At 72.4% G+C, this 25,910-nt stretch carries 22 protein-coding genes, 1 tRNA gene and 1 pseudogene; 12 read left to right on the forward strand and 12 right to left on the reverse strand.

The features are described from left to right. The first annotated feature begins 120 nt into the window (after positions 1 to 120). Positions 121 to 798 (forward strand): TIGR00266 family protein, encoded by a 678-nt coding sequence (locus tag K336_RS0103515; RefSeq protein WP_028706299.1) that lies wholly within the window; start codon positions 121 to 123, stop codon positions 796 to 798. Then, a complete protein-coding gene (locus K336_RS0103520) occupies positions 795 to 1,991 on the forward strand; it encodes an MFS transporter (protein WP_028706300.1) in 1,197 nt (398 codons plus the stop codon). Before K336_RS0103515 ends, K336_RS0103520 begins: the two co-directional genes overlap by 4 nt. A gap of 66 nt (positions 1,992 to 2,057) precedes the next feature. Here the strand turns inward: K336_RS0103520 and K336_RS14145 are convergent, their stop codons facing one another. The 5 genes and pseudogenes from K336_RS14145 to K336_RS19640 all read right to left on the reverse strand — a co-directional run. Next, positions 2,058 to 3,497 (reverse strand): sensor histidine kinase, encoded by a 1,440-nt coding sequence (locus K336_RS14145; protein ID WP_377174333.1) that lies wholly within the window; start codon positions 3,495 to 3,497, stop codon positions 2,058 to 2,060. Further along, positions 3,491 to 4,177, reverse strand: coding sequence for a response regulator transcription factor (locus tag K336_RS0103530; protein WP_269210595.1), 687 nt, complete (start codon positions 4,175 to 4,177; stop codon positions 3,491 to 3,493). Before K336_RS0103530 ends, K336_RS14145 begins: the two co-directional genes overlap by 7 nt. After that, on the reverse strand, positions 4,174 to 5,007 hold the full coding sequence (locus K336_RS0103535) for a type 1 glutamine amidotransferase family protein (protein WP_028706301.1): 834 nt from the start codon (positions 5,005 to 5,007) through the stop codon (positions 4,174 to 4,176). Before K336_RS0103535 ends, K336_RS0103530 begins: the two co-directional genes overlap by 4 nt. 105 nt (positions 5,008 to 5,112) lie before the next feature. Then, positions 5,113 to 5,568: a low molecular weight protein-tyrosine-phosphatase gene (locus K336_RS0103540; protein WP_021796756.1), complete on the reverse strand. Its 456-nt coding sequence runs from the start codon at positions 5,566 to 5,568 to the stop codon at positions 5,113 to 5,115. A gap of 218 nt (positions 5,569 to 5,786) precedes the next feature. Further along, a pseudogene (locus K336_RS19640) lies at positions 5,787 to 6,005 on the reverse strand (WhiB family transcriptional regulator); the annotation flags it as partial. Positions 6,006 to 6,323: 318 nt separating this feature from the next. Here K336_RS19640 and argF point away from each other — a divergent pair. Then, positions 6,324 to 7,325 (forward strand): ornithine carbamoyltransferase, encoded by a 1,002-nt coding sequence (argF, locus tag K336_RS0103550; protein ID WP_028706302.1) that lies wholly within the window; start codon positions 6,324 to 6,326, stop codon positions 7,323 to 7,325. A 398-nt stretch (positions 7,326 to 7,723) separates the two neighbouring features. Further along, on the forward strand, positions 7,724 to 8,854 hold the full coding sequence (gene alr / locus K336_RS0103555) for an alanine racemase (RefSeq protein WP_021796758.1): 1,131 nt from the start codon (positions 7,724 to 7,726) through the stop codon (positions 8,852 to 8,854). Between the two features lie 63 nt (positions 8,855 to 8,917). Here the strand turns inward: alr and K336_RS0103560 are convergent, their stop codons facing one another. Then, positions 8,918 to 9,631 (reverse strand): EcsC family protein, encoded by a 714-nt coding sequence (locus K336_RS0103560; RefSeq protein ID WP_021796763.1) that lies wholly within the window; start codon positions 9,629 to 9,631, stop codon positions 8,918 to 8,920. Between the two features lie 380 nt (positions 9,632 to 10,011). On the opposite strand from K336_RS0103560, the gene K336_RS0103565 reads away from it, so the two are divergent. Together K336_RS0103565 and K336_RS19975 are read left to right on the forward strand one after the other, a co-directional pair. Further along, positions 10,012 to 11,298, forward strand: coding sequence for a citrate synthase (locus K336_RS0103565; RefSeq protein WP_028706304.1), 1,287 nt, complete (start codon positions 10,012 to 10,014; stop codon positions 11,296 to 11,298). Positions 11,299 to 11,554: 256 nt separating this feature from the next. Then, positions 11,555 to 12,190, forward strand: a complete 636-nt coding sequence (locus K336_RS19975; RefSeq protein ID WP_196807781.1) for a LysM peptidoglycan-binding domain-containing protein — start codon at positions 11,555 to 11,557, stop codon at positions 12,188 to 12,190. A gap of 115 nt (positions 12,191 to 12,305) precedes the next feature. Here the strand turns inward: K336_RS19975 and K336_RS0103575 are convergent, their stop codons facing one another. After that, the gene (locus K336_RS0103575; RefSeq protein WP_155944975.1) at positions 12,306 to 12,767 is read right to left on the reverse strand and encodes a hypothetical protein; all 462 of its coding nucleotides are present in this window, start codon (positions 12,765 to 12,767) and stop codon (positions 12,306 to 12,308) included. A gap of 139 nt (positions 12,768 to 12,906) precedes the next feature. On the opposite strand from K336_RS0103575, the gene aat reads away from it, so the two are divergent. After that, the gene (gene aat / locus K336_RS14155; protein WP_021798152.1) at positions 12,907 to 13,707 is read left to right on the forward strand and encodes a leucyl/phenylalanyl-tRNA--protein transferase; all 801 of its coding nucleotides are present in this window, start codon (positions 12,907 to 12,909) and stop codon (positions 13,705 to 13,707) included. Positions 13,708 to 13,815: 108 nt separating this feature from the next. Beyond that, positions 13,816 to 14,766 carry a prephenate dehydratase gene (gene pheA, locus K336_RS14160; RefSeq protein ID WP_051245381.1) on the forward strand — a complete coding sequence of 317 codons (951 nt, stop codon included), beginning with the start codon at positions 13,816 to 13,818 and terminating at the stop codon, positions 14,764 to 14,766. Here pheA and K336_RS0103590 read toward each other — a convergent pair. Continuing rightward, positions 14,682 to 16,283, reverse strand: a complete 1,602-nt coding sequence (locus K336_RS0103590) for a bifunctional phosphatase PAP2/diacylglycerol kinase family protein (protein WP_021797363.1) — start codon at positions 16,281 to 16,283, stop codon at positions 14,682 to 14,684. The two genes, pheA and K336_RS0103590, sit on opposite strands and share 85 nt — an antisense overlap. 75 nt (positions 16,284 to 16,358) lie before the next feature. On the opposite strand from K336_RS0103590, the gene serS reads away from it, so the two are divergent. Beyond that, the gene (gene serS / locus K336_RS0103595; protein WP_028706307.1) at positions 16,359 to 17,630 is read left to right on the forward strand and encodes a serine--tRNA ligase; all 1,272 of its coding nucleotides are present in this window, start codon (positions 16,359 to 16,361) and stop codon (positions 17,628 to 17,630) included. A gap of 221 nt (positions 17,631 to 17,851) precedes the next feature. Beyond that, the gene (locus K336_RS16775; protein ID WP_021797364.1) at positions 17,852 to 18,535 is read left to right on the forward strand and encodes a GOLPH3/VPS74 family protein; all 684 of its coding nucleotides are present in this window, start codon (positions 17,852 to 17,854) and stop codon (positions 18,533 to 18,535) included. 75 nt (positions 18,536 to 18,610) lie between these two features. Here the strand turns inward: K336_RS16775 and K336_RS0103605 are convergent, their stop codons facing one another. Continuing rightward, on the reverse strand, positions 18,611 to 20,707 hold the full coding sequence (locus tag K336_RS0103605; protein WP_028706308.1) for a glucose PTS transporter subunit IIA: 2,097 nt from the start codon (positions 20,705 to 20,707) through the stop codon (positions 18,611 to 18,613). Between the two features lie 448 nt (positions 20,708 to 21,155). Here K336_RS0103605 and tpx point away from each other — a divergent pair, with 448 nt between their 5' ends. Continuing rightward, complete coding sequence (gene tpx, locus K336_RS0103610) at positions 21,156 to 21,656, forward strand: thiol peroxidase (RefSeq protein WP_021797893.1); 501 nt, start codon at positions 21,156 to 21,158, stop codon at positions 21,654 to 21,656. Positions 21,657 to 21,816: 160 nt separating this feature from the next. Here tpx and K336_RS0103615 read toward each other — a convergent pair whose 3' ends face one another. The 3 genes from K336_RS0103615 to K336_RS0103625 all read right to left on the reverse strand — a co-directional run bounded on the left by K336_RS0103615 (position 21,817) and on the right by K336_RS0103625 (position 25,722). After that, complete coding sequence (locus K336_RS0103615) at positions 21,817 to 22,563, reverse strand: NAD-dependent protein deacylase (RefSeq protein WP_021797898.1); 747 nt, start codon at positions 22,561 to 22,563, stop codon at positions 21,817 to 21,819. A 302-nt stretch (positions 22,564 to 22,865) separates the two neighbouring features. Continuing rightward, positions 22,866 to 24,299, reverse strand: a complete 1,434-nt coding sequence (gene argG / locus K336_RS0103620) for an argininosuccinate synthase (protein WP_021797882.1) — start codon at positions 24,297 to 24,299, stop codon at positions 22,866 to 22,868. 442 nt (positions 24,300 to 24,741) lie between these two features. Further along, positions 24,742 to 25,722, reverse strand: coding sequence for an NAD(P)H-quinone oxidoreductase (locus tag K336_RS0103625; RefSeq protein WP_021797899.1), 981 nt, complete (start codon positions 25,720 to 25,722; stop codon positions 24,742 to 24,744). Positions 25,723 to 25,791: 69 nt separating this feature from the next. Here K336_RS0103625 and K336_RS0103630 point away from each other — a divergent pair. After that, positions 25,792 to 25,874, forward strand: a tRNA-Ser gene (locus tag K336_RS0103630). The last annotated feature ends 36 nt before the right edge of the window (positions 25,875 to 25,910 follow it).

Raw genomic sequence — 25,910 nt, forward strand, 5'->3', positions numbered from 1 at the left:
GACGCCCGGTGGTCCCCGCGGGCGGCCCGGGCCCGCGGCGACCCGGTCACGGCCCCGCGGCCGGTCCGCCCCTGCCGCGGGGTCGTCCCTCCCCGGGCCGTTCTCTGGAAGACTGTGCGCATGGAGATTCAACTGCGACACACACCGTCATTCGGTGTGGCCCGCCTTCTGCTCGCCGGCAATGAGCCCGTCACCGTGCAGGGCGGCGCCCTCATGGCCTACAGCGCGGCCATGACCGTCGACGCGAACACCAACGGCGGCGTCCTGGCGGGCCTCAAGCGGTCGGTGCTGAGCGGCGAGAGCTTCTTCGTCTCGACCGTCACGGCGCCCCCGCAGGGCGGCTGGGCCGACGTCGTGGGCACCCTGCCCGGCGACATCATCGCCCTGCCCATCACGGCGGGCCGCGACCAGTTCATCACCCGGGGCTCCTGGGTGGCCAACTCCTACGGCGTCTCCACCGAGACGAAGTGGGCCGGCGCCCGCAACCTGATCGGCGGCGAGGGCGGCTTCGGCCTGCGCGCCTTCGGCGAGGGGCAGGCCCTGGTGAGCGTCTACGGCGCCCTCGACGTCATGGACCTCGGCCCCGGAGAGCAGGTCATCATCGACACCGGCCACGTCGTCTCGTACGACATGGGCATGTCCGTCGAGCTGCGCCAGTCGAGCTCCAGCCTGTGGCGGACGGTCAAGAGCGGCGAGGGCTTCGTCTTCTTCTTCACCGGCCCGGGGCGCGTCCTGCTCCAGTCGCGCAACCCGCGCGATCTCAACGCCTACATCACCTCGCACTCCGCGAACTCGTGACCCGCGGCCGCGAGGAGAGCGGGGCCCCCGGCCGCCTCGTCGCGGCGCGCGCGGGGGTGCTCGTCATCTTCGTCGTCAACGGCGCCACCTTCGCCTCGATGGTGCCCCGCTACCCCTGGATCATCGAGCGCCTCCATGCGAGCACGGCCGACTGGGGCCTGGTCCTCGGGCTCTGCCCGATCGGCGGCATCGCCCTCGGATGGGCCGCCGCCGGGCTCATGGCCTGGCTCGGCTCGCGCACGACGGCCGCCGTCTTCCAGATCGTCTCGACCGGCGCGCTGCTGCTGCTCGCCGGAGCCCCCTCGCTGCCGTGGGCGGCCGTGGCGATGCTCGTCATGGGCGCCTTCGACGCGCTGACCGACACGGCCATGAACTACCACGCGCTCGTCCTGCAGCGCGAGTACGGGCGTTCGATCCTCAACTCCTTCCACGGCTGGTGGAGCATCGGGGCCGTCGCCGGCGGACTCGTCGGCTCGGCCATGGCCCAGCTGCGGGTGCCCCTCATGGCCCAGGGCGTCGGGACGCTCGTCGTCTGCGCGGCCCTGTCCGTCCTCGCCCGGGCGCTCATGCTGCCGGGCGCCGGCGCCCACGACGGCCGGGGGGACGGCCTTCGCCCCGGGGCGGCCGGGCTGACCCCGCGATCCCTCGCGGTGCTCGTCGGCCTCGGCGCGCTGGGCGCCTTCGGGGGCGGCATCGAGCAGGGCGGAAGCGCCTTCGCACCGCTCTACATGACCGATCGGTTCACCGTCCCGGCATTCGTCGCCGGCCTCGGATTCGTCTCGCTCATGGTCGCCCAGACCGCCGGCCGGCTGCTCGGGGACCGCATCGTCGATCGTCTCGGTCCACGACGCACCGTGCAGCTGGGCGCCCTCGTCTGCGTCGCCACGATGACCCTGGCCGTCGGGCTGCCCGCGCCCGCCACCGCGCTCGTCGGCTTCGCCGGCGCGGGCTGGGGGATCGCGACGATGGTGCCCGCCGCCATGCACGCCGGCGACCGGGTGCCCGGCGTCGCGCCCGGCGTGGGCCTGACCGTCACCACGTGGGTCATGCGCATCGGCATGGTGCTCTTCCCGATCCTCATCGGGGCCGTCGGTGACGCCGTCGACCTGCGCGCGGCCATGCTCCTGCTGCCCGGCACGGCGGTGTGCGTGCTGGCGCTGTCCCCGCTGCTGGGCGGGCCGGGGGACGCCTGACGGGCGGCGCGCTCGGGAAGTCCCCGATCCCCGAGGGGCCGACCCCGGGGCTCGGGGCGTCCGCGGTCAGTCCTCGGAGCCCTCCGCGGCCTTGAGGGCCTCGGGCGGGGCGGGGGGCAGACGAAGCGTGAACATGGCGCCCCCGCCGGGGACGTTGTCGGCACCGACCATGCCGCCGTGCGCGCCGACCGTGTGCGCCACGATCGACAGGCCCAGGCCGGTGCCCGGGGTGTTGCGCGCCTTGTTGGAGCGGTAGAAGCGGTCGAAGATGTGCGGCAGGTCCTCGGGCGCGATGCCGGGGCCCTCGTCCGAGACGGTGAGCGTGCCGTCGGCGAGCCGCACGTGGACGGTGCCGCCCTCGGGGCTGAACTTCACGGCGTTGTCGAGCAGGTTCGTCACGGCGCGCTCGAGGGTGTCCGGCTCGCCGACGACGAAGTGGGGCTCGGTGCTCACGTCGAAGACGAGCCCCTTGCCGCGCCTCTTCGCCCGGGTGACGGCCGCGTTGACGACGTCCGCGAAGTCGAGGGGCTCGGGGCTCGGCAGCACGACGTCGTCGCGGCTGAGCTGCACCAGGTCGCCGACCAGCGAGGTGAACTCGCCGAGTTGGGCCGCCACGTCGTCGAGGATCTCGGCGCGGGCGCCGGGCGGGAGCATGCCGGACTTCTCATCGGCCACGAGCAGCTCGACGTTGGTGCGCATCGAGGTGAGCGGGGTGCGCAGCTCGTGCCCGGCGTCGGCGATGAGGCGTTTCTGTCGTTCGCGGCTGGACTCCAGGGAGACCATCATCTGGTCGAAGCTGCGCGACAGGTCGCCCAGCTCGTCGTCCCTCGTCGAGCCGACGGGCGTGAACGTGTCGGTCGCGGTGACGTGCTTGACGGCGTCCGAGAGCTGGCGCAGCGGGCGCATGACCGTGGCGCCGGCGCGGAAGCCGAGGAAGGCGGCCAGGGCGACGAAGGCCAGGCCGAGCCACAGGGTCGTGACGCGCAGGGACTCGATCGTGCTGAGCAGCGGCCCGAGCGGGCGGGCCAGCACGAGCGCGTAGCCGGCGTTGTCCTCGGACTCCATCGGCACGGCGACGAGGCGGTACTTCGTGTGGGTGGAGCCGATCTCGACGGTGCGCGCCGACTTGCCGTACTGCATGCGCGCCACCCGGATCTCCGGGGAGCCCGGCTCGATCGAGACCTTCTCGTCCTGCACGCGGATGATCGTCCGGTCGGACTTGACGAGGACGACGTTCACGTTGGCCGCGGCCAGCGAGGTGCTGTTCAGCCCGCCCAGGCCCGTCACGTCGGACTGGATGGGGGCGACCATGTAGCCGGCCGCCGTGACCAGCTCCTCGTCGATCTCGCGGTAGAGGGCGCGCTGGGTGACGACGTAGGTCATCGTGCCCACGACGAGCACGGCGATCGCCACGGAGATCGCCGTGAGCATGCTGAAGCGCTGCTGGAGGTCGCGGCCGCCGCGTTCGGAGGCCCGGCGGAGCCGGACGAGGAGCCGTCTCACGATGCGGCTTCGCGCAGGACGTAGCCGACGCCGCGCACGGTGTGGATGAGGCGCGGCTCGCCGCCCTGCTCGGTCTTGCGGCGCAGATAGCCGATGTAGACCTCCAGCGAGTTGGCCGTCGTGGGGAACTCGAAGCCCCAGACCTCGTTGAGCAGCCAACTGCGCTCGAGCACCTTCGTCGGGTTCTTCATGAAGGTCTGGAGCAGCGCGAACTCGGTGCGCGTGAGCGTGATGTGGCGCCCGCCCCGGGTGACCTCGCGGGTCGTCGGCGACAGGGTGAGGTTCGAGAAGGTGAGGGTCTCGTCGGCCTGGTTCTGGTCGGGATGGTTGCGGCGGGTGAGCGCGCGCAGCCGGGCGAGCAGCTCGTCGAGGGCGAAGGGCTTGACCATGTAGTCGTCGGCGCCCGCGTCGAGGCCGTCGACCCGGTCGCCCACGGCGTCGCGGGCCGTCAGGACGAGGATCGGCACGTCATTGCCGCTGGCGCGCAGCATCCGGGTGGTCTCCAGGCCGTCCAGGCGGGGCATCATGACGTCCATGACGACGGCGTCGGGGCGCATGGCCGAGAGCTTGGCGAGCGCATCGACGCCGTCGTCGGCGGTCTCGACCTCGTAGCCGCTGTAGTGCAGAGAGCGGGCGAGCGAGTCCCGGACGGCCTGGTCGTCGTCGACGACGAGGATTGTCATGGGCATGAGGAGGCCTTCCCACTGGCGGGTGCTGACGGGTCGACCCCGGTCGGGCCGCCGGTGGGTCCCGGGGAGGGGGCGGGGTCGCCCGCGGCCGCCGCGGGCGCGTCCCCGGTGGGCGCCGGGGTGAGGGGGACGGCGCGGGTGCGGCGGATGCGCACGTCGCCGCCGTCGCAGTGCAGCCACTGGACGATGCCGGCGCCGAGCGCCTCGTGGGAGCCGCTGACCGGATCGACGAGGAGCGTCACGCTCTCGTCGAGGGCGAGCGCGTATGCGGCGGGACTCGTGATGACGGCGGTGACGGCCCGCTCGAGGCGCTGGTGCGCGTCGGTGTCGGTCTCGATCGTCGTGCCGACGAGGGCCAGCCCGTCGGCGAGGACCAGCTCGCCGGGGCCCGAGGCCTCGTCGGCGATCCGGCGGCCGTCGGACAGCGAACCGGAGACGATGGCGTGCCGGGCGGCCAGGCGCGACCCCGCGCCCAGGCCCAGGTAGGCGAGCCCGCCGCGGATCGTGCGGGCGAGCGGGGCGAGCCGTTCGCCGAGCGCGGCGAGCAGCGTCCCCGCGTCGACGTCGGTGACGACGAGACCGCCCAGCCGGGCGGGATCATCGGGCAGCGCCAGCGGCTCGCCCGGGGCGAGGGGCAGCGCCTCGACCTCGACCGGGCCGGCGGAGTTCAGCCGCGCAGCGATCCCCTCGAACGGTTCGGGGTCGCTCCCGGCCCCGACGACGACCGCCACCCGTCCGCCGCGCGCCGTCGCCGCCGCGACGAACCGTGCGAGGACGGGTTCGGGCAGCAGCCGCGGATCGGCGCCGGACAGGAGAACACTCATGGGCTCAGCCTACCGAGCCGGTGCCGGGAGGCCGGGGCGTGCCCGCGGGCGAGTTCCGATCGGCCGGGGGACGTCGAGGGACCCGCCACCGCGGGGGAGGGGCGCTCACCGGGGGACCGCCTCGTCCAGCAGGGCGGGCATGGCCGCCTCGATCACCTCGAGGGTCGACTCGAAACCGGCGGGGCCGCCGAACCAGGGGTCGGGCACGTCGGTGCCCTCGCGTCCGGGGACGAAGTCGGTGAGCAGCCGCACCGGCCCGGCGGCGCCGAGCGCGACGAGCCGGTCGACCTGGTAGGTCTCCATGGCGACGAGGAGCCGCGCGCCGAGCTCGTCGCGGGTGATGCGGTGGGCGCGGTGCTCGCCCGGCTCGTAGCCGTGGGCGCGCAGGCAGCGTGCCGCCCGCGGGTCGATCGGGTTGCCGTGCTCCTCGTCGCTGATGCCCGCCGAGCCGATGCCCAGCTGCAGGCCGGCCAGCCGGGTCCGCGCCCTGGCGACTTGCTCGGCCATCGTGGACCGGCAGATGTTGCCGAGGCAGACGAAGACGAGGTCGGTTCGGCTCATGCACGCTCCCGGCGGGTGGCGCCGCGCGTCCCGCCCGGCCCCGGAGCGCCGTCCGGGCCCTGCGCGCTCGTGCCCCGGACGGACGGCGAGCCGCTCCCGGCCATGCCGATGCCCCGGGCCGCGACGGAGAGGGAGGTCCTGCGGGCCCGTCCCAGGGCGGCGTCCGCACCGGGCCCGCCCCTGGGCATCGTCGCCTTGATGGCGTTGAGGCCGAAGGCGTCCCACCAGCTCTTGACACCGGGCCGCTCGCGCAGGAGCGCCCTGCGTTCCCGCTCGGTCATGCCGCCCCAGACGCCCCACTCGATGCGATCGTCCAGGGCCACGGCGAGACATTCGCGTCGGACGGGGCACTTCTTGCAGATGCCCCGCGCGCTCTGCTGTCCGGAGGCCTCGGGGAAGAGGTCATCGCCCATGCCCCGGCAGCTGGCGCGCATCATCCATTCGTATTCCTCGCCTGTTCTTGGGCGCCCCTCGCTGCGCGCCGTCATATCGGGTTCTCCTTCCCCAGTGGTGGAGGTGCATCGGCCCGGGTGGGCCATGACCGAGGTGAAGAGAGCGCTGCGAACCCCGTTGGTCGCCGTGCAGCGCAAACTTCAACGATGCTGCCCCATCGATCGTTGCTTGCGTTGCCTCAGTGCTTACTCGGTTTCATCAATCGGCGCAAGTCGCGGTGGGAACGGCGGTCATCGACCGGCTGCTGGGGCGGGTCGCGCCGGGGCCGGTAGAGTGTGCCTCTCGAACCCGGGGGAGAACTCATGTCAGTGGATCTGCACGGCCGCAGCTTCCTGAAGGAAGCCGACTTCACGTCCGAGGAGTGGGCCCATCTGCTCCGCCTCGCCGGTGAGCTGAAGGCCGCCAAGCGGGCCGGCGCCGAGCGCCAGCACCTCGTCGGGCGGAACATCGCGCTGCTCTTCGAGAAGGCCTCCACGCGCACGCGCTGCGCCTTCGAGGTGGGCGCCCACGACCAGGGCGCCCACGTCACCTATCTCGACCCCTCCGGCTCGCAGCTCGGCCACAAGGAGTCCATCGCCGACACCGCCCGCGTGCTGGGCCGCATGTTCGACGGCATCGAGTACCGCGGATTCGGGCAGGAGCGCGTCGAGGAGCTCGCCGCCGAGGCCGGCGTCCCGGTGTGGAACGGCCTGACCGACGAGTGGCACCCCACCCAGATGCTCGCCGACCAGCTCACGATGACCGAGCGCACCGGGCGCCGGCTCCAGGACGTCTCGGTGGCCTACATCGGCGACGCCCGCTTCAACGAGGCCAACTCCCACCTCGTGGCCGGCGCCCTGTCCGGCATGGACATGCGCATCATCGCGCCGGTCCCGCTGCAGAACGAGCCCTGGGTGCGGGACACCGCGGCCCGCATCGCCGCGACGACCGGGGCCCGCCTGACCGTCACCGACGACCTCGGGGCCGTCGAGGGCGTCGACTTCCTCTCGACCGATGTGTGGGTCTCGATGGGTGAGCCCGAGCAGGTGTGGGCCGAGCGCATCGAGCTGCTGCGCGACTACCAGGTCGACCGGGCCCTGCTCGAGGCCACCGGCAACCCCGGCGTCGAGGTGCTCCACTGCCTGCCGGCCTTCCACGACCTGGGCACCGCGGTCGGCCGGCGGGTCTACGAGGCCACCGGCATGGACGCCCTCGAGATCACCGACGAGGTCTTCGAGGCCAACGCCGACGTCATCTTCGACGAGGCGGAGAACCGCATGCACACGATCAAGGCCGTCATGGTGGCCACCCTGGCCGGGCGGTGACCGCGCCCCGGCGGCCCGTCCCGCGATGGCCGTCCCGGGGTCCGCGCCTCGGACACGACCCGGGTGCCGGCGCGGAGGCGGGGGCCGGGGCGCGCCCTGTGTCGGGGCGGGACGGGGCGGCTGGCCCCGGTACTCGTATCGGCGGGACGGGGCCGTAGCCGCGACGGTCCCGAGTCGTCCCTGAGCGCTCCCGGAATTCCCGTCCCGTCACCGGGTGACGGAGACGCCTCCCCGGCGGGGGACGTCGGCCCCCTGAATGATCCCGGAGTTTTCGCCCCACTACCCCTGAGGCGCTCCGCTTGGTGGCCCTGACCAGTGTCTTTGCGATCCGCTGTGCGCACTCTGTGCGGGTGTGGACGCGGCGCGGGGCCCGGGACGGGCGGTGACACCATGAGCACATGCTCTACGCGACCCACGCCGAGATCAACCTCCACGCCCTCACCGTGAACGCGCGCGCCCTGCGCGAGCGGGCCGGCGGCCGCAAGGTCCTCGCCGCGGTCAAGGCGAACGCCTACGGCCACGGCGCCGTCAACGTCGCGCACGTCCTGGAGCGCCGTCGTCTCGTCGACTGGTTCGGCGTCGCCACCGTTCCCGAGGGCATCGAACTGCGGGACGCCGGCGTCTCGCTGCCGATCCTCAAGCTGTCGCACTCCTTCCCCGAGGAGCTCGCCGAGCAGCTCGCCGCGGGCATCACCCCCACCGTCGTCGACGGCGCCAGCGCCGTCCTCGTGGCCCGGGTCGCGGGCGACATGGGGCGGGTCAACGTCCATCTGGCCGTTGACACCGGCATGGGGCGCATCGGCTGCACGCCCGAGGACGCCGTCCCCGTCGCCCGCCGCATCGATGAGCTGGGCCTCGTCCTCGAGGGCGTCTTCACGCACCTTCCGGTGAGCGACACCCCCGAGGGGCACGACTTCACCGTCGACCAGCTGCGCCTGTTCGCCGACACGGTCGCCGCGATCCAGGCCGACCGCGCCGCACGCGGCCTGCCGCCGGTGCCCCTCGTCCACGGCGGCGCCTCGGCGGCCGTACTCGGGCACGACCTGGCCGGCCTCACGATGGTGCGTCCCGGCGTGTCCCTCTACGGTATGTACCCGGACCCGACCACTCCCCGCACGGTCGACCTCGAACCGGTCATGTCGGTCCACAGCCGCGTGAGCATGGTCAAGCGCGTCCCGGCCGGTGCGACGGTCGGCTACGGCCGCACCTGGCGGGCGCCCACCGACCGCTGGATCGCCACCGTCCCGATCGGCTACGGCGACGGGTTCAGCCGCCTCAACTCCAACGTCGGGCGCATGCTCGTCAACGGCCGCAGCTTTCCGATCGCCGGACGCGTCTGCATGGACCAGACGATGCTCGACCTGGGCGCCGAGGACGACCACGGCGTGCGCCCGGGCAACAAGGTCATCATCCTGGGCGCCGACGGGGACCAGCGGATCACCGCCGACGAGCTCGCCGAACGCGCCCGCACGATCAACTACGAGGTGACGACGCTCGTCACGCCCCGCGTGACGCGCATGCCGTACTGAGGCGCGCCGTCCCGTCCGCGCTGCCCTGCCGGGGGCTCGTCCCGACCGCCCGGGGGGCGGGGCCTACTCGACGTCGGTCGGCGTGATGGACCGGCGCACGACGAACTGCTGGCGCGCGTAGCGCGCGACCGTCCAGGTGGTGTAGCCGTCGGTGGCCATGCCGACGCCGCCGCCGATCATCGGAACCCGTTTGCCGAGGAAGGCGACCGTCTGCTTCGTGCCGGCGCGGCCGAGCAGCGAGCTCAGCACCTGCTCGGCGATCTGCTGCTCCAGCGCGTCGTCGGCGACCGGGGCCGTCGCGACGCCCAGCGGCGTGCTCGGCAGCTTCCCCTCGGAGAGGAGCGACTCGACCGTGCGGTGCCCCAGCAGCGTGATCCACACGGCCTGGCGCACGCGCGGGTCGTCCAAGTCGTAGCCGCGCAGGTGGGCGATCGCCGCGACCATGCGCGTCTGGATCACCGTGACGGCGGCCAGGTTGGCGGGGACGCCGGCGAGGGCCGTGATCATCCCGCCGAGGTTCGTGAGGAATCCCTGGGCGCCCGCCATGGAGGTGTGGGCGCGCGTGACGGCGTCGATGGCGGCCTCGGTGCCGCCCTTCTGGTGGCCGAGGGCGGTCGCCGCCGCCTCACGGGCGCCGGGCAGCCTCGCGACGCCGTTGATGGCGTAGTCGGCCAGGTAGCGCATGACGTTCGCGGTGGGGGTCGGGGCGACCACCGGGACGATCGACACGAGCGCGCCGCCGACGTCCGCCGCCGACGGCTTCTTGATGACTGCCATGGAACCTCCTGGACGGGGTGCACCCACCGTATCCCGGGGTCGGCCGTTCTTGGTCGGCCCGCCAGTCCGCGGGGTGGCGTGCACCCACCGTAATCCCGGGGCCGGCCCCGGGGCCTGCGGGGCCCGCCGACCGCGGGGCTCCCCGTGCCCCGCGCCGGCCCGGGGTCGCGGGCCCTCGGGCGTCGTGCGGCCCGGCGTCCCGGTGCGGGCTCCGGTGTCGACCGGACGGGCGGGCGATCGTAATATGGACCGGTTACCGCGCCTCGGCGGCGTCACTGGTCTTCCGCCGGCACGGTTTCCCGCCCGTGCGGTGCGGCGCTGCCGATCGGGCGCGCCGTCCCCGGCCCCGGGGCGGCCATCGGCGTAGGGAAGGACGGATCGTGACGGAATTCGCCAGACTCGAGATCGACGGGAAGGTCTACCGGCTGCCCATCGCGGTCGGCAGCTGCGGCGAGCGGGCCATCGACATCAGCTCGCTGCGCGCCGAGTCGGGTCTCATCACCCTCGACGAGGGCTACCGCAACACCGGCTCGTGCAGCTCGGCCATCACCTTCATCGACGGCGAGAAGGGCATCCTGCGCTACCGCGGCATCCCGATCGAGACCCTCGCCGAGAAGTCCGACTTCCTCGAGGTCGCCCAGCTGCTCATCTTCGGCCACCTGCCCACCGAGGCGCAGACGCAGAGCTTCAGCGACCTGCTCACCGAGAACGCCGCGCTGCACACCTCGATGGCCAAGCACTACGAGGCCTTCCCCGAGCACACGAACCCGATGGCGATCCTCTCGGCCATGATCAACGCGCTGTCGGCGCACGACCGCCCCAAGATCGACTCGGGCGACGACGCGATGCTCGAGCGCTACGCCGCCAACCTCATGTCGAAGGTGCGCACCATCGCCGCGGGCTCCTACAAGACCTCGGTCGGCGAGCCGATCGTCTACCCGCGCCACGACCACCGCTACGCGCAGAACTTCCTCCACATGATGTTCTCGCTGCCCTACAAGGAGTTCTACCCGAGCGAGGCCCAGGCCCACGCGCTCGACCTGTTCTTCATGCTGCACGCCGACCACGAGCAGAACTGCTCCACCTCGACGGTGCGCATGGTGGCCTCGGGCAACGCCAACCTCTACGCCTCGTGCTCGGCGGGCGTCGACGCCCTGTGGGGCTCGCGCCACGGCGGCGCGAACGTCGCCGTCGTCCAGATGCTCCAGCGTCTGCGCCGCGACGGCGTCGCCCCCCGGCAGTTCCTCGACGACGTCAAGGACCGCAGGAACTCCGTGCGGCTCATGGGCTTCGGCCACCGCGTCTACAAGACGATGGATCCGCGCGCCAGGCTCCTCGGCGCGGTGGCGGACGAGCTGCTCGAGGCCATGCGCATCGAGGATCCGCTGCTCGATCTGGCCCGCGAGCTCGCCGACGTCGCCCGCGCCGACGACTACTTCGTCGAGCGCAACCTCTACCCGAACGTCGACTTCTACTCCGGCGTCATCCTCCGCGCGCTCGGCATCCCGCTGAGCATGTACACGGTGATGTTCGCGATCGGGCGGGTGCCGGGCTGGATCGCCAACTGGCGCGAGATCGCCTTCAACGAGGGCACCCGCATCTACCGTCCCCGCCAGATCTACATCGGCCCGGCCGAGCGGCCGTGGATCGACCTCGAGGACCGCTGAGGGGCTCCCCCGGCCGGCGGCGCACCCCGGGGCGGCCCGAGGGGGCGACGGGGTGCGCGGAGCCCCGTGCGCCGGCCCCTGACCGCCCCGCGCGCCGGCCTCCCGGAGTGATCCTGAGGGGTCCGCTCAGGAGGTTCTCCCATTCTCACAGGAAACTTCTCCGACTAGGGGTGCAACCTGACAGGAAGCGCTCAATCCTGAGAGAACCTGAGAAAACGATTTGGCTTTTCTCAGGAACCAGGCCATGATGGGGGACATGGCTAAGACACTCTCTCGAATTGCTTCCGTTGCGGCTGCGGCTGCCCTGGCCGGTGGCGTCTCCGTGACTGCGGCGCAGAGCGCGTCAGCAGATGATGTCAACTGGGACGCCATCGCCAACTGCGAGTCCGGCGGCAACTGGGGCATCAACACCGGTAACGGCTACTACGGTGGCCTTCAGTTCTCCCAGAGCACCTGGAACGCGTACGGCGGTTCGGGCAGCGCCTCCAGCGCCTCCCGCGACGAGCAGATCGCCGTCGCCGAGCGCGTGCTCGACAGCCAGGGCATCGGCGCCTGGCCGGTCTGCGGGCAGTACGGCTCCAGCGGGCAGTCCTACAGCGGCACCAACACCGAGGGCTCCTCCGGCTACTCGCAGGACACCTCGTCGTCCTACTCGGAGGACTACTCGCAGGGGGCCGACTACTCCCAGAGCGCCGATTACTCCTCCGACTACTCGGGCGGCGCCGACTACAGCGCCAGCCGTGAGGCCACCGGCACCTACGAGATCCAGGCCGGTGACACCCTCAGCTCCATCGCCGAGGCCCATGGCACCACGTGGCAGGACCTCGCGGCGCTGAACTCCGGCATCGTCGACGCGAACCTCATCTACGCCGGCGAGACGATCAACGTCTGATCCCCGATCCCACGACGAGGGGCCCCGCCGACGGCGGGGCCCCTCGTCGTGCCGTTGCGGTCGTCTCGTGCCGGTGGCGGAGCCCCCGCCCACCGGCACGTCGTGAGGGCCCTCCTCAGCGCCCCAGCTCGCGCCGACCGTCCGAGCGGCCGCCCCGGCGCAGGCCCGCCGCTCCGGCGACCAGGACGATGCCCGCCCACGAGATGAGCGCGCCGAGGAGGCCCCCGGCGTCGACGGCGATCCCGGTGAGGGGGATGGCGAAGGACAGGCAGATGACCAGATCGCGGGTGCGGGTCCGCCGCTCCGCGGTCCCGCGCTGCTCGTCCTGCTGGCGCCGGTACTCGCGCTGCTGCCAGTCGGCGGCCAGCTTCGCGTTGACGTCGGCGACGAAGGCGTCCACGACGTCCCCGCGCAGGCCGGGGCCGAGCTCGGCGCTCGCCTCCATCGCGGCCAGGGCGTCGTTGCGCGTCACGGTCGGAGGCCGGTCCCGGGGGGAGAGCGGTTCCACGGGGGGACGCGGGGCGTCGAAGCCGTACGGGTCGGCGGCGCTCGGCCAGCCGGTGGGCATGTGAGTCATGCGCTCCATTAAACTCTCGGGCCGGTGCGCTTGTCATCCGCCGAGAGGATGAGTCGGCCGTCGGCCCCTTGGCGGACGGCGCGCATGCGGCGCGCATGCGTGTCGAGGCGCATGGGCGCCGGGCGCATACATTGGGGCCGTGATCTGCGAACTCTTCGGCGACGTGGGCGACTGGCCCGACCAGGACCTCATCGGCTTCACCGCCGGGCTCGACGCCGATCTCACCCTGGCCGCCTACGCCTCCGGCGTCTTCCCGATGCCGCTCCACGAGTCCGGCTACGAGGGCATCGGCTGGTGGTCGCCGATGCGTCGGGGGATCCTTCCGCTGTCGGGGCTGCACGTCAGCCGGAGCCTGCGCAAGTCGCTCGGGCGCTACACGACGAGCGTCGACAGGGCCTTCGCACGGGTGCTCGACGGCTGCGCCGATCCCTCGCGTCCCCACGGCTGGATCGACGAGGACATCCGCGCGGTCTACACCGAGCTCCACGAGCGCGGCCGGGTGCACTCCGTCGAGACCTGGGACGGGCGGGGCCGCCTGGTCGGCGGGCTCTACGGTGTCGGTGTGCGCGGGCTCTTCGCCGGCGAGTCCATGTTCCACGACCCGCGGTACGGCCGTGACGCGTCGAAGACGGCGCTCGTCCGCCTCGTCGACGAGCTGAGCGCCGACGGCGCCGGGCGCCTGCTCGACATGCAGTGGCTCACCCCTCATCTCGCCGGCCTCGGCGGCGTCGAGGTGCCGCGCCGGCGCTATCTCGAGCTTCTCGGGCGGGCCCTGGAATGCGCCGATGTGGCCTGGCCCGCGCCCGCGACGAGCGTCAGCCGGGCGCGCAGCGCCCTTGAATCGTACGAGCGCCGCGCCCTCGAATCATCCGAGCGAAGCGCCACCGGCTCCCACGGGTGCGGCGTCCCCGGTCGGTGCGGGGGTCGCGCCGCGTCCTGATCGCGCGGGCCGGTCGCCGCGGGGCGCTCCGCGCCCGGCCCCGGGGACTCCGGGCGCCCGGGCGGACACGGCCGGGGCGGGGGCCGCCCATCGCCTAGGCTCGTGGGCATGCTCGGATACTTCGGCCCGGCGGGCACCTTCACGCACCAGGCCCTGCTGTCGTACAGCACGGCCGAGGCGATCCCTTTCCGCACCGTCGCCCAGGCCCTCGACGCCGTGCGCGTCGGCCGGGTCGAGGCCGTCATGGTGCCGATCGAGAACTCCGTCGAGGGCGGCGTCTCGGCCACCCTCGACAACCTGGCCGACCCGGGGGCCGAGCCGTTGCGGATCCTCCACGAGGTGCTCGTGGGCGTGCGCTTCACCCTGTGCGCGCGTCCCGGCACGGGCATCGACCGGATCCGCCGGGTCATCACCCACCCGCATGCCGCCGCCCAGGTGCGCGACTGGCTCGCGGAGAACCTGCCGGGCGCCGAGATCATCGAGCGCGGCTCGACCGCCGGCGCCGCCCGGACCGTCGCCGACCCCGACTCCGGCTTCGACGCCGCCGTCTGCGCGGCCGTCGCCGGCGAGATGTACGGCCTGGTGCCGCTCGCCACCGACATCGCCGACAACGACGCGGCGGTCACCCGCTTCGTCCTCGTCGCCAGACCCGGGCACGGGCCCGCGCCGACCGGAGCCGACAAGACGACGCTCGTCGCCCACATCGCCCACGACGAGCCGGGCGCCCTCTTGGCGATCCTCCAGCAGCTCGCGGTGCGCGGGGTCAACCTGTGCCGGATCGAGTCGCGGCCGACCAAGACCGCGCTCGGGAGCTACTGCTTCAGCATGGACGCCGAGGGCCACATCGCCGATGCCCGGATGGCCGAGGCGCTCAAGGGCCTCCGACGGATCTGCAAGGAGGTCGTCTTCCTGGGGAGCTATCCGCGCGCCGACGGGGTGCGCCCCGTCCTGCGTCCCGGCGCCGGCAACGGCGACTACGAGGCCGCCTCCCAGTGGTTCGCCGGGCTCGAGGCCACCATGACCGACACCGCCCCCGGGTCCACCTCCGCCTCGAAGTAGGAGCCCTCGCCGACGGTGTCGCCGTCCAGCTCGAAGGGCATCGGCGCGTCCATCCGCACGCTCATCGCGCGGCCCGCGTAGCGCTCGAGGGAGCGGTCGGCGCCGATGCGGGTGAGGACGCGGGTGGCCATGCGCGCCCAGCTCGACAGCCCCGACGGGGAGCCGACGATCATCTCCATGCGCCCGTCGGTCGGGTCGGCGTCGGGGATGAGCATGACGTTGCCGCCGATGGACGGCATATTGCCCATGACCGTGAGCACGGCGTTGCCGCGCACCTGCTTGGCTCCGTCGACGCTGATCTGCACGCGGTGCGGCTTGGCGAGCAGCTCGGGCACCGCCGAGACGACGTAGGCGGCGGTGCCCATCATCCTCTTCAGCGCGTCGTTCGTGCGCGCCATGAGGCGGGCGTCGAAGCCGATGCCCGCCATGACGGCGAAACGATAGGGCTCGCCGGTCCGTCCGTCGACGACGAGCCGGATGAGGTCGATGTCCTGCGGCTGGCCGTTCACCGCGACGAAGATCGCGTCCTCCTGGTCGAGCGGCAGCCCGAGGTTCTTGGCGAGCAGATTGCCGGTGCCGGCCGGGATGAGACCGATCGGGATCCCCGAACCGGCCAGCGCCTGGGTGACGATGCGCACGGTGCCGTCGCCGCCGGCGACGATGACGAGGTCGGCGCCGCGGGCGATGGCCTCGGCGGCCTGTGCCGCGCCGGGGTCCTCGGGCGTCGTCTGCAGCCACAGTGGGGACTGCCAGTGGCGCCCGGTCAGCTCGTCGACGACCTGTCGGCGGAAGACCATCTCGTCGGCCAGCTTGATCGGGTTGTAGATGACGGCGCACAGCCCGCCGACCGGGCGCGGGGTGCTGTGCCGCCGGGTCGCGATGAGCGGCAGCATGCGCACCCTGGCCAGGAGCAGGACGCACGAGGTCACCAGGCCGCCGAGCAGGGCGCCGCCGACGATGTCGGTGGGGCGGTGGGCGTTGAGGGCGAAGCGGTCGGCCGCCTCCAGCGCGATCGCCGTCACGCCGGCGACGCGCCAGCCGAGCACGGTGGCGCGCGACTGGCGCGTCGTCGTGCTCACGGCGATCGCCGTCATCGCCCCGGCGACGATGAGCGCCATGTGGGAGCTCGGGTACGCCGAGCCCCGGTAGGTGAGCAGCCCCTCCAGCGGGGAGGGCGGGCGCGGGCGTCCGATGAGCCTCTTGAGGAGGACGCAGACCAGCCAGCTGCCCAGGCCGGAGGCGATGACGGCCACCGCGAGGTGGCGCAGTCTGCGGCGCCAGGTCCACGCGCCCAGGCCGAGCAGGGTCAGGAAGATGATGAGCGGGTGCGTGACGAGGGCGCCGGCGGCGGCGATCTGCTCGCCGGTCGAGCCCGGCAGCAGGTGCGGGACGTCGCTGAGGGCGTCGAGGCCGGCGAGGGCCCGCGTGCGCAGCGCCAGGTGCGTCCAGGCCCCGAATGCGAGCGCGAAGAGGCACATGACCCACAGGTTGAAGCGGCTGAACGTCCGGGTGGTCACGCGACGATTCTCTCAGGCGACGGCGGCAGCGACGACGCCGCCGGGCGTCGGGGCCCGGACGGTAGGCTTGCCCCCATGATCGACCCGAAGCTGCTGCGCACCGACCCCGATCGTGTCCGTCGTTCTCAGCGGGCCCGCGGCGAGTCCGTGGCGCTCGTGGACGAGGCGCTCGCCGCGGACGAGGCGCGCCGGGCCTCGATCAGCGCCTTCGAGAGCGCCCGCGCCGAGCAGAAGTCGCTCGGCGCCCGGATCGCCGTGGCCTCCGGCGACGAGCGGGCCGCCCTGCTGGCCCGCACCAGGGAGCTGGCGGCGCAGGTGAGGGCCCTCCAGACGGCCGCCGACGAGGCCGACGCCGCCTGGACCGAGGTCGTCGAGCAGTTCGGCAACATCGTTTTCGAGGACGTCCCGCTCGGCGGCGAGGACGACCTCTACGTCATCGACGCGGTGGGGACCCCCCGCGACTTCGCCGCCGAGGGCATCGAGGTGCGCGACCACCTCGACCTCGGCGAGGGCATCGGCGCCATCGACATGGAGCGCGGCGCCAAGGTCTCCGGCTCCCGCTTCTACTTCCTCACGGGCCCGGGCGCCATGCTCGAGTTCGCCCTCATCCAGTTCGCCCTGTCGAAGGCCCTCGAATGGGGCCTGGTCCCGATGATCCCGCCGGCCCTGGTCAACCCCGAGGCCATGGAGGGCACCGGCTTCCTCGGCCAGGCCGCCGACGACGTCTACTACCTCGAGCGCGACGACCAGTATCTCGTCGGCACGGCCGAGGTGCCGCTGGCCGCCTACCATTCGCACGAGATCCTCGACGCCGGCGAGCTGCCGATCCGCCTGGCCGGCTTCAGCCCCGCCTACCGCCGCGAGGCCGGCTCGTACGGCAAGGACACCCGCGGCATCTTCCGCGTCCACTGGTTCGACAAGTTCGAGATGTTCACCTACTGCCGCCCCGAGGACGCCGTCGCCGAGCACCAGCGGCTGCTGGAGCACGAGAAGGAGTTCATCGCCGCCCTGGGCATCCCCTTCGAGGTGCTCGACGTGGCCTCCGGCGACCTCGGCGCCTCGGCCGCCCGCAAGTACGACTGCTACGGCTGGGTGCCGTCCCAGAGCCGGTACCGCGAGATCACCTCGACATCGAACTGCACTCAGTTCCAGGCCCGCCGGCTGGGCATCCGCATGCGCGACGGCAAGCGGATCGAGCCCCTGGCCACGCTCAACGGCACCCTGTGCGCCATGAGCCGCATGATTCTCATGATCCTCGAGAACCACCAGCAGGCCGACGGCTCCGTCGCCGTCCCCGAGGTGCTGCGCCCCTGGCTGGGCGGCCGCGAGCTCTTCACCGCGCGCTGAGGGCGGGTCGCTGGGACGCGCCCCACGACGCCGCCCTCGCCGACGGGGACAACCGGCCGCGCCGGGGCGGATCCGTCGGGGCGCGCCGGGCCCGTTCGCCCGTACTCGTCCAGGAGCCGGGACGATCGCCCGGGGAGGAGGGCGCGTCGGCGCTGGCCGGGGACATAATGGGCACATGCACCCGAGGGAGGGTGCGCACCGCACCACAGGGGGTCCGGACCATGACGACCACAGCGAATCTGAATCTTGCGGCGGAGTACCTGCTGCTCGTCCTCAACGACCGGAAGGGCGGCTTCGTCCGCGACCTGACGACGGTGAACTTCACCATCGCCGCGGCCGAGATCGTCGAGCTCGTCGCGAAGGGCCAGCTCGTCTTCGTCGACGGGCCGAAGGGCACGAAACTGCTCGCCAAGGGCGAGAACGAGCCGAGTGGGGAGTTCTTCGGCTACATCGTCGAGGCCGTCGAGGGCAAGACCTACGACCAGGCCATCTCCACCCTTGTCGGACCCTTCTCGTCGCGGCCCGGCCCGGCCCGCTCGCTGCGCTCCTACGAGCTGCAGCACCTCGTTGAGGCCGGCATCCTGCGCGAGCGCCACATCAAGCTGCTCGGACTCATCCCGCTCACCCGCTACCCCGAGGGCGATGCGAGCACCGAGATCGACTTGCGCGCCCGGGTGCGGGCGGCCCTCGGCGGCGCGGAGCCGGACGACCGCACCCGCGCCCTCATCGCCCTGCTCTACGCCTCGCACTCGCTGACCGCCGTCTTCCCCCGTCTGGAGGCGAAGCCGATGAAGCGGCGGGCCCGCGAGATCGCCGAGCGCAGCTGGGAGGATGACGGCCTGGCCATGGCGCTGGCCGAGTACTTCTCGTACATGACGCAGCTGTCGGCCTCGACGATGGTCTGACTCGCCCGGCCGCACCGACGACGCAGGCCCCCGCGCACCGGCGCGGGGGCCTGCGTCGTGTCCGCTCCGTGACGGTCACCCGGCGGCGGGCCGGGGCTCCTTGGGCGGCTTGGCCTTCGTCTCGAAGATGGCGTCGCCCGGGTTCACTCCGCCCTCGGCGAGCCGGGTGACCTCGGCGAACCTGCGGCCGTTCGTCACGAGCACTGGGGTGACCAGCGAGTAGCCGGCCTCGGTGATGACCTTGGGGTCGAAGGTGACGAGCGGGTCGCCGGTCCTGACACGGTCGCCCTTGGCCACCTTCACCTCGAAGCCCCGGCCCTCGAGGTTCACGGTGTCGATGCCGACATGGATGAGCAGCTCGATGCCGTTGTCGAGCTTGATGCCGAAGGCGTGGCCGGTGGCCTGCGCGACGACGATCGTGCCGTCGCCGGGGGCCACGACGGTGGTGCCGGTCGGCTCGATGCCGACGCCCTTGCCGACGGTCCCGGCGCTGAACACGGGGTCGGGCACTTGGTCGAGGGGGATGACCCGGCCGGCCAGCGGTGAGAGGACCCGGGTCACGGCGCCCGGCTCGAGGGCCGTCTTCGCCGGGGCGGGAGCGGCGGCCCTCCCGGCTCCGTGCTCGGTCCTGCGGGCCTCGTGCCCGATCCGCTTGACCTCGTGCTCGGCGCGCTCGCGCGCCTGGTGCTCCTTCGTCTCGGCCTTCTGCTCGGGCGTGCGGTAGTCGGAGAGGAAGACGGCGATGAACGCGGTGATGAAGGCCGCGCCCACCGAGATGGCGTACAGCGGGATGTTGCTGAAGGCCGGGATCGTCAGCAGCGAGGTGAAGACGAAGGCGTGGGTGACGACGCCGCCGCCGATGCCCTGGATGAGGCCGCCGACGACGCAGCCGATGAGCATGCGCGGGTAGATGCGCTTGAAGCGCAGGTGGATGCCGTACAGGCTCGGCTCCGAGATGCCGCCCAGCAGGCCGGCGACGACGGCGCCGGTCGCCGTCTGGCGCATCTCGGCGTCCCTGTCCCTGATCGAGATGGCCAGGACGGCGGCCGAGGCGCCGAAGCAGGCGAAGTTCCAGGCGCCCATCGGGCCCTGGATGTAGTCGTAGCCGATCGTGCTGATGTTGAGCAGCATGACGGCATTGAGCGGCCAGTGCAGGCCCAGCGGCACCATGAACGGGTACAGCAGCGGGATGAGCAGGCAGAAGATGAACGGCGACAGGTCGTTGACGGCCTTCAGCGCGGTCGACAGGCCGGCGCCGGCGTAGACGCCGATCGGGCCGAGGACGAACGCGGTGAGCGGGATCATGACGAGCATGCACAGGAAGGGCACGAAGATGAGCTGCAGGTTGTCGGGGATGATCCTCTTGAACAGCTTGTACAGCGGCCCGAGCACCCCGGCCATGAGCAGCGGCGGGAAGACCTGCGAGCCGTAGTCGAAGATCGTGAGCGGCAGCCCGAAGGCCCGGACGATGTGGATGTCCTGGCCCAGGATGTGCGAGACGTGCGCGCTCGCCAGCAGCGAGTTGTCGGCCGAGAAGAAGCCCGGCAGCAGGAGCACGGCCATGACGGAGAAACCGATCCACGGGTCGGCGTCGACCTTCTTGGCCGCGTTGTAGGCCACCATGAGCGGCAGGAAGTAGAAGACGCAGCGCCAGCACAGGTTGATGAATGCCCAGCCCGGGGTCAGCTGGGCCTCGCCGCTCGACCAGTTGCCGATGACGTGGAGCGTGCTCATGAGGGCCATGAAGGTGATGAACAGCGAGGCGCCGAGCAGCACGCCGATGATCGGGCGGAACGAGTCGGACAGGAACTCGAAGAAGGAGTCCACCCAGTTGAACCGGCCGCGGATGCCGCCGGCGCGGGCGGCCGCCTTGACCTCGGCGTCGGTGGGTCTGTCGTCGCCGCCGGCTCCTGCCTCGGCCATCTGCGGCAGGGCCATGATGTCGTTGTAGACGGTGGCCACGGCGCCGCCGATGACGACCTGGTAGCGGTCGCCGGTCTGCGGGACCGCGCCCATCACCACGGGGATCCGCTCGACGGCGTTCTTGTCGACGCCGGAGCCGTCGCGCAACTGGAAGCGCAATCGGGTTGCGCAGTGGGTGAGGCTCACGACGTTGCCGGGGCCTCCCAGTGCCTCGATGATCGCCGCGGCGTCGCTCGTCTTCTGGGCCATGGCTGCTCCTTGATGACACCGGCGGCCTCCGTGCCGCCGGCTGGAAGGGGCCCGAGGGCCGGAGCCCCCGGGATTCCCCTCAGAGTAGAGGCAGATGGGGTCGCTGGTGGGGAAATCCACGATGTGCGTCGTTCTCAGTGAGCGTTGGCTGGGCGTTGACGCGGAACGGTGCGCCCGCGCGGGCGCACCGGGGCTCGCCGGGCGGCCGCCCCGACCTCGTGCCCGCCCGTCGGCGCGGGCGGCGGCGGGGATCTGCGCCGGGTCTGTGCGGAGGGCGCGCGGCCCATGCGCCCGCGCGGGCGCCGCCGGGCCCGGCCCGTCTCGGTGGAGAGCCGGCCGGAGGGGCATGCGCCCGCGCGGGCGCCGTCCGTACTCCCATGAGGCCGGATGCGCTCAGCTCGTGGGTGAAAGGCTCCCACCCGCGCCGCGCATGCCGTAGACATGAGGCATGGCAGACATCACCTTCCACGGCAACCCCGTCCACACCCGCGGCGAGCTTCCGGCCGTCGGCTCCAGGGCCCCCGAGATCGACCTCGTCGGCGTCGACCTGGGCCCCGTCACGCTCGCGGGCCTCGCGGGCCGCCGCGTCGTCCTCAACATCTTCCCGAGCCTCGACACCTCGGTGTGCGCGACGAGCGTCCGCCGGTTCAACGAGCTCGCGGCCGGCCTCGAGAACACGACCGTCGTGTGCGTCTCGAAGGACCTCCCGTTCGCCGCCGGGCGCTTCTGCACCACCGAGGGCATCGAGAACGTCGTCACCGGCTCGGCCTTCCGCTCGCACGCGATGAGCAGGGACTACGGCCTGCGCATGACCGACGGCCCGCTCAAGGGACTCCTGGCCCGTGCCGTCGTCGTCATCGACGAGGACGGCACGATCATCCACACCCAGCTCGTGCCCGAGGTCACCGACGAGCCCGACTACGACGCCGCCGTCGCCGCGCTCGCCTGAGCCCGGCGCCGTGCGCGGGCGACGCCACCATGTTCTCGAAGGTCTGGGCTGTTCGGCGATCCCGGCTCGCGCGCGGACGGCGTTCATCGCCTCCCGACCCGGATGCCGTCCCGAACGGTGCGCCGCCGGGGCCCGGGGACGCGGAGGCGCGCCTCAGCGCTCAGGCCTCCCCGAGGGCCTCGTCGGTCGCGGCGCCCAGCACGGCGCCGATCGAGTCGTGGACGACGAGGTCGGCGCGCCGGTCGGCCGGTGTCGCCGACTTGTTGACGAGGACGAGCGGCTCGCCGCGGAAGTAGTCGAGCAGCCCCGCCGCCGGGTAGACGTTGAGGGAGGTGCCGCCGACGATGAGCACGTCGGCGCGGCCGATCGCCTCCACGGCGGCGGCCATGACGTCCATGTCGAGGCCCTCCTCGTAGAGGACGACCTCGGGCTTGATGATGCCTCCGCAGTCGTCGCAGCGCGGGACGCCGGTGGAGTCCGCGATCGCCTCGACCGGGTAGGACCGGCCGCAGCCCGTGCAGTGGTTGCGCAGCACCGAGCCGTGCACCTCGTGGACGGTCCGCGAACCGGCCATCTGGTGCAGGCCGTCGATGTTCTGGGTGACGACCGCCGCCAGACGGCCGGCCGCCTCGAGCCTGGCGAGCGCCGTGTGAGCGGCGTTCGGGCGGGCCTCGGGATGGAGCATGGTCGCCCGGTAGAACTCGTAGAAGTCCTCCGGGCGGTCACGCCAGCAGCTGTGGGAGAGCATGTACTCGGGCGGGTACGCCCCGCCCGCGTGGGTCGTGTACAGGCCCGTGGCCGACCGGAAGTCGGGGATGCCGCTCTCGGTCGACACGCCCGCCCCGCCGAAGAAGACGGCCCGCGAGGCCCCTGCCAGAATGCTGCTCAGCTCGTCGACAACGCTCATGACCCCACATTAGGTGCTTTCGGCCGCGTCGGCGCCGGTGCGGGGTTGCCCATCGGGCGAGGGGACCGCATGCGAGCCGAGCGGGGCGTGGGCCGACGCGGTGCTGCACGGTCCCCCTGGCCCGCCGGCCGGTACGCGCGGGACGCGGCGTCCAGGACATCGGGCCGATGCGCCGCCCGGCGGGGTCATCGGCCCGACGCACCGCGCGCCTTCGTGCGGCGGGGTGCCGCCGGGGCGGGCGCACGTCGCCCGGGTACCGGTCGGATGACTGGCCGGTATCCGGACGACGGGATCGGTGGGGCTCAGTCGGTGCCGGTCTCCATGGCGGCGTTGTCGAGCGGGGTCGCCTCGGTCTCGCCGGCGTGCAGAGGGTTGTCGGCGATCTCGGACGACTTGCCGGCCTCGAGCCGGCCGACGAGCTTGGCGGCCTCGCCGCCGGTGAGCCGGCCCTGGGCGGCGTACTGCTCGAGGCGGGCGCGCGAGTCGGAGATGTCGAGGTTGCGCATCGTCAGCTGGCCGATGCGGTCGAGCGGGCCGAAGGCGGCGTCCTCGACGCGCTCCATCGACAGACGCTCCGGGTGGTAGCTGAAGGCCGGGCCGTCGGTGCGCAGGATCGAGTAGTCGTCGCCGCGGCGCAGGCGCAGCACGACCTCGCCGGTGACGACGGAGGCCACCCAGCGCTGGATCGACTCGCGGATCATGAGCGACTGCGGGTCGAGCCAGCGGCCCTCGTACATGAGGCGGCCCAGGCGCAGGCCCTCGGTGCGGTAGTTGGTGATGGTGTCCTCGTTGTGGATGGCGTTGACCAGCCGCTCGTAGGCGATGAACAGCAGTGCCATGCCGGGGGCCTCGTAGATGCCGCGGCTCTTGGCCTCGATGATGCGGTTCTCGATCTGGTCGCTCATGCCGAGGCCGTGGCGTCCGCCGATCTCGTTGGCCCGCAGGACGAGGTCGACGGGCGAGTCGAACTCCTCGCCGTTGATCGAGACGGGGCGGCCCTGCTCGAACCCGATGGTGACGACCTCGGGCTCGATGACGACCGACGGATCCCAGAAGCGGACGCCCATGATGGGCTCGACGGTCTCGATCGAGACGTCGAGACGCTCCAGGGTCTTGGCCTCGTGCGTCGCGCCCCAGATGTTGGCGTCGGTGGAGTAGGCCTTCTCCTTGGAGTCGCGGTAGGGCAGGTCGTGCTCAGTGAGCCAGGTGCTCATCTCGTCGCGCCCGCCGAGCTCGGTGACGAAGTCCTCGTCGAGCCAGGGCTTGTAGATGCGCAGCGCCGGGTTGGCCATGAGGCCGTAGCGGTAGAAGCGCTCGATGTCGTTGCCCTTGTAGGTGGACCCGTCGCCCCAGATGGAGACGTCGTCCTCGGCCATGGCGCGCACGAGCAGCGTGCCGGTGACCGCGCGGCCGATCGGCGTGGTGTTGAAGTAGAACTTGCCGGCGCTCGAGATGTGGAAGGCGCCGCAGGCCAGGGCCGACAGGCCCTCCTCGACGAGCGCCTCGCGGCAGTCGACGAGACGGCTGAGCTCGGCGCCGTACTGCCCGGCCCGGCCCGGCACCGAGGCGATGTCGGGCTCGTCGTACTGCCCGATGTCGGCGGTGTAGGTGCACGGGATGGCGCCCTTTTCGCGCATCCAGGCGACGGCGCAGCTGGTGTCGAGGCCACCGCTGAATGCGATGCCGACCCGCTCGCCCACGGGGAGAGACGTCAGTACTTTGCTCACGGGAACCAAGCATAACCTGAAAAATATGCGATGTCGAACCCGTTCTTGAGCGTGAAACAGGTGAGTACTATTCCTTGGTAAGAATAAGTATGTCGAGTGGGTTCATTCGGTGTCATTCGGCGGGGAGCGGGCGGCCGGTCCCCGCGGCACTTGGCGCGAGCGACGCCGGCGCGGTCCTCAACGGTTCGAGCGGCCGGTCCGGGCCTGCCCCGGAGTCAGGCGGGGCGACGCGCCGGCACGGTCCTCGGCGGTTCGGGGCGACCGGCCCGGACGTGCGCGCCCGGACCGAGCCGCGCCCCCGCCGATCCCGTCCGGGCCGGTGCTCACCGGGGCATCGGCGGCCCCATGTCCGTGCGGCACGGCTGAGTGGCACGACCGTGCGGCCGGCCGGCCCCGTCCGTCTCCGGACCCGCTCCCCGGCAGCGGCCCCCGGGGCGTGGTGGACGGGCGCTCACCGCGGCGGGTCGGCGACCAGGATGATCTTCCCGGTGTTCTCGCCGGACTCGAGCAGCTCGTGGGCCCGGGCGGCCTCCCGGAGCGGGATGCGCGTCTGGTTGCCGGGCCTGATCGTCCCGTCGGTCAGCAGCGGCCAGACGACCTGCTCCACCCGGCGGCAGATGGCGGCCTTCTGGTCGGCGGGGCGTCCGCGCAGGCTCGTGGCGGTGATCGTGCCGCGCTTGTTGAGCAGGACGGCCAGGTTGAGGGTGCCCTTGACGCCCTTCTGCAGGCCGATCGTCACCATGCGGCCCTCGGTGGCCAGGCAGCGCACGTTCGCCTCGAGGTATCTGGCGCCGATGATGTCGAGGATGACGTCGACGCCGCGGTCGGCCGTGGCGACCATGACGGCCGGCTCCCAGTCGCCGGCGTAGTCGATGACCTTGTCGGCGCCGAGCCGGCGGCAGTAGGGGCCCTTCCGCCGCGAGGCGGTCGTGAGGACGCGGGCGCCGAGAGCCTTCGCGTACTGGATGGCGAAGCCGCCGACGCCGCCGGCGCCGCCGTGGATGAGGACGGTCTCACCGGCGCCCAGTCCGACGCGGTCGAAGTTGGAGACGACGGTGGCGGCCACCTCGACCAGCCCCGCCGCCTTGACCGGGTCGACCCCGGCCGGGACCGGCAGCAGGTGCTCGGCCGACGCGACGAAGTACTCGGCGTAGGCGCCGCCGGCGAGCAGCGCCAGGACCTGCTCGCCGACCTCGTGGTCGCCGACGCCCTCGCCGAGCTCGGCGATGATCCCGAGGCCCTCGAGGCCCATGACCTCGGTGGCGCCGGCGGGGGGCGGGTAGTGGCCCTGGCGCTGGAGGACGTCGCCCCGGTTGACGCCGACCGCCTGCGTGCGCACGAGGACCTCGCCCGGTCCCGGCTCGGGGGTGGGCACCTGCGCCCACGTGATCTTGTCGGCCCCGCCGGGCTCGGAAACGGTGATCGCGTACATGGGTCCAGCTTGCCAGAGATGCCCATCGGCTACCATGAGTGGGCGCCGCCGGATGTCTCCGGCGGTCATGGCGAGGTCGCACAGTGGACTAGTGCAGCCGCCTTGAAAGCGGCCGAGCGAGAGCTCCGTGGGTTCGAATCCCACCCTCGCCGCCCGGAGGGCGCGCCGCCGACGCCCGGGGTCGGGGC

Origin of the sequence: Propionibacterium acidifaciens DSM 21887 (assembly GCF_000426605.1) — a bacterium.
Taxonomy (GTDB): Bacteria; Actinomycetota; Actinomycetes; order Propionibacteriales; family Propionibacteriaceae; genus Propionibacterium; species Propionibacterium acidifaciens.

Bases quoted from the DNA above. Each gene is read 5' to 3' on its own strand.
- alr (WP_021796758.1), top strand. From the start codon at position 7,724: ATGCTCTACGCGACCCACGCCGAGATCAACCTCCACGCCCTCACCGTG.
- K336_RS0103605 (WP_028706308.1), bottom strand. From the start codon at position 20,707: ATGGCCCAGAAGACGAGCGACGCCGCGGCGATCATCGAGGCACTGGGA.
- K336_RS16775 (WP_021797364.1), top strand. From the start codon at position 17,852: ATGACGACCACAGCGAATCTGAATCTTGCGGCGGAGTACCTGCTGCTC.
- K336_RS19975 (WP_196807781.1), top strand. From the start codon at position 11,555: ATGGCTAAGACACTCTCTCGAATTGCTTCCGTTGCGGCTGCGGCTGCC.
- K336_RS0103530 (WP_269210595.1), bottom strand. From the start codon at position 4,177: ATGACAATCCTCGTCGTCGACGACGACCAGGCCGTCCGGGACTCGCTC.
- K336_RS0103560 (WP_021796763.1), bottom strand. From the start codon at position 9,631: ATGGCAGTCATCAAGAAGCCGTCGGCGGCGGACGTCGGCGGCGCGCTC.
- K336_RS0103575 (WP_155944975.1), bottom strand. From the start codon at position 12,767: ATGACTCACATGCCCACCGGCTGGCCGAGCGCCGCCGACCCGTACGGC.
- K336_RS0103625 (WP_021797899.1), bottom strand. From the start codon at position 25,722: ATGTACGCGATCACCGTTTCCGAGCCCGGCGGGGCCGACAAGATCACG.
- K336_RS0103515 (WP_028706299.1), top strand. From the start codon at position 121: ATGGAGATTCAACTGCGACACACACCGTCATTCGGTGTGGCCCGCCTT.
- argF (WP_028706302.1), top strand. From the start codon at position 6,324: ATGTCAGTGGATCTGCACGGCCGCAGCTTCCTGAAGGAAGCCGACTTC.
- tpx (WP_021797893.1), top strand. From the start codon at position 21,156: ATGGCAGACATCACCTTCCACGGCAACCCCGTCCACACCCGCGGCGAG.
- K336_RS0103535 (WP_028706301.1), bottom strand. From the start codon at position 5,007: ATGAGTGTTCTCCTGTCCGGCGCCGATCCGCGGCTGCTGCCCGAACCC.
- pheA (WP_051245381.1), top strand. From the start codon at position 13,816: ATGCTCGGATACTTCGGCCCGGCGGGCACCTTCACGCACCAGGCCCTG.
- K336_RS0103540 (WP_021796756.1), bottom strand. From the start codon at position 5,568: ATGAGCCGAACCGACCTCGTCTTCGTCTGCCTCGGCAACATCTGCCGG.
- serS (WP_028706307.1), top strand. From the start codon at position 16,359: ATGATCGACCCGAAGCTGCTGCGCACCGACCCCGATCGTGTCCGTCGT.
- K336_RS0103615 (WP_021797898.1), bottom strand. From the start codon at position 22,563: ATGAGCGTTGTCGACGAGCTGAGCAGCATTCTGGCAGGGGCCTCGCGG.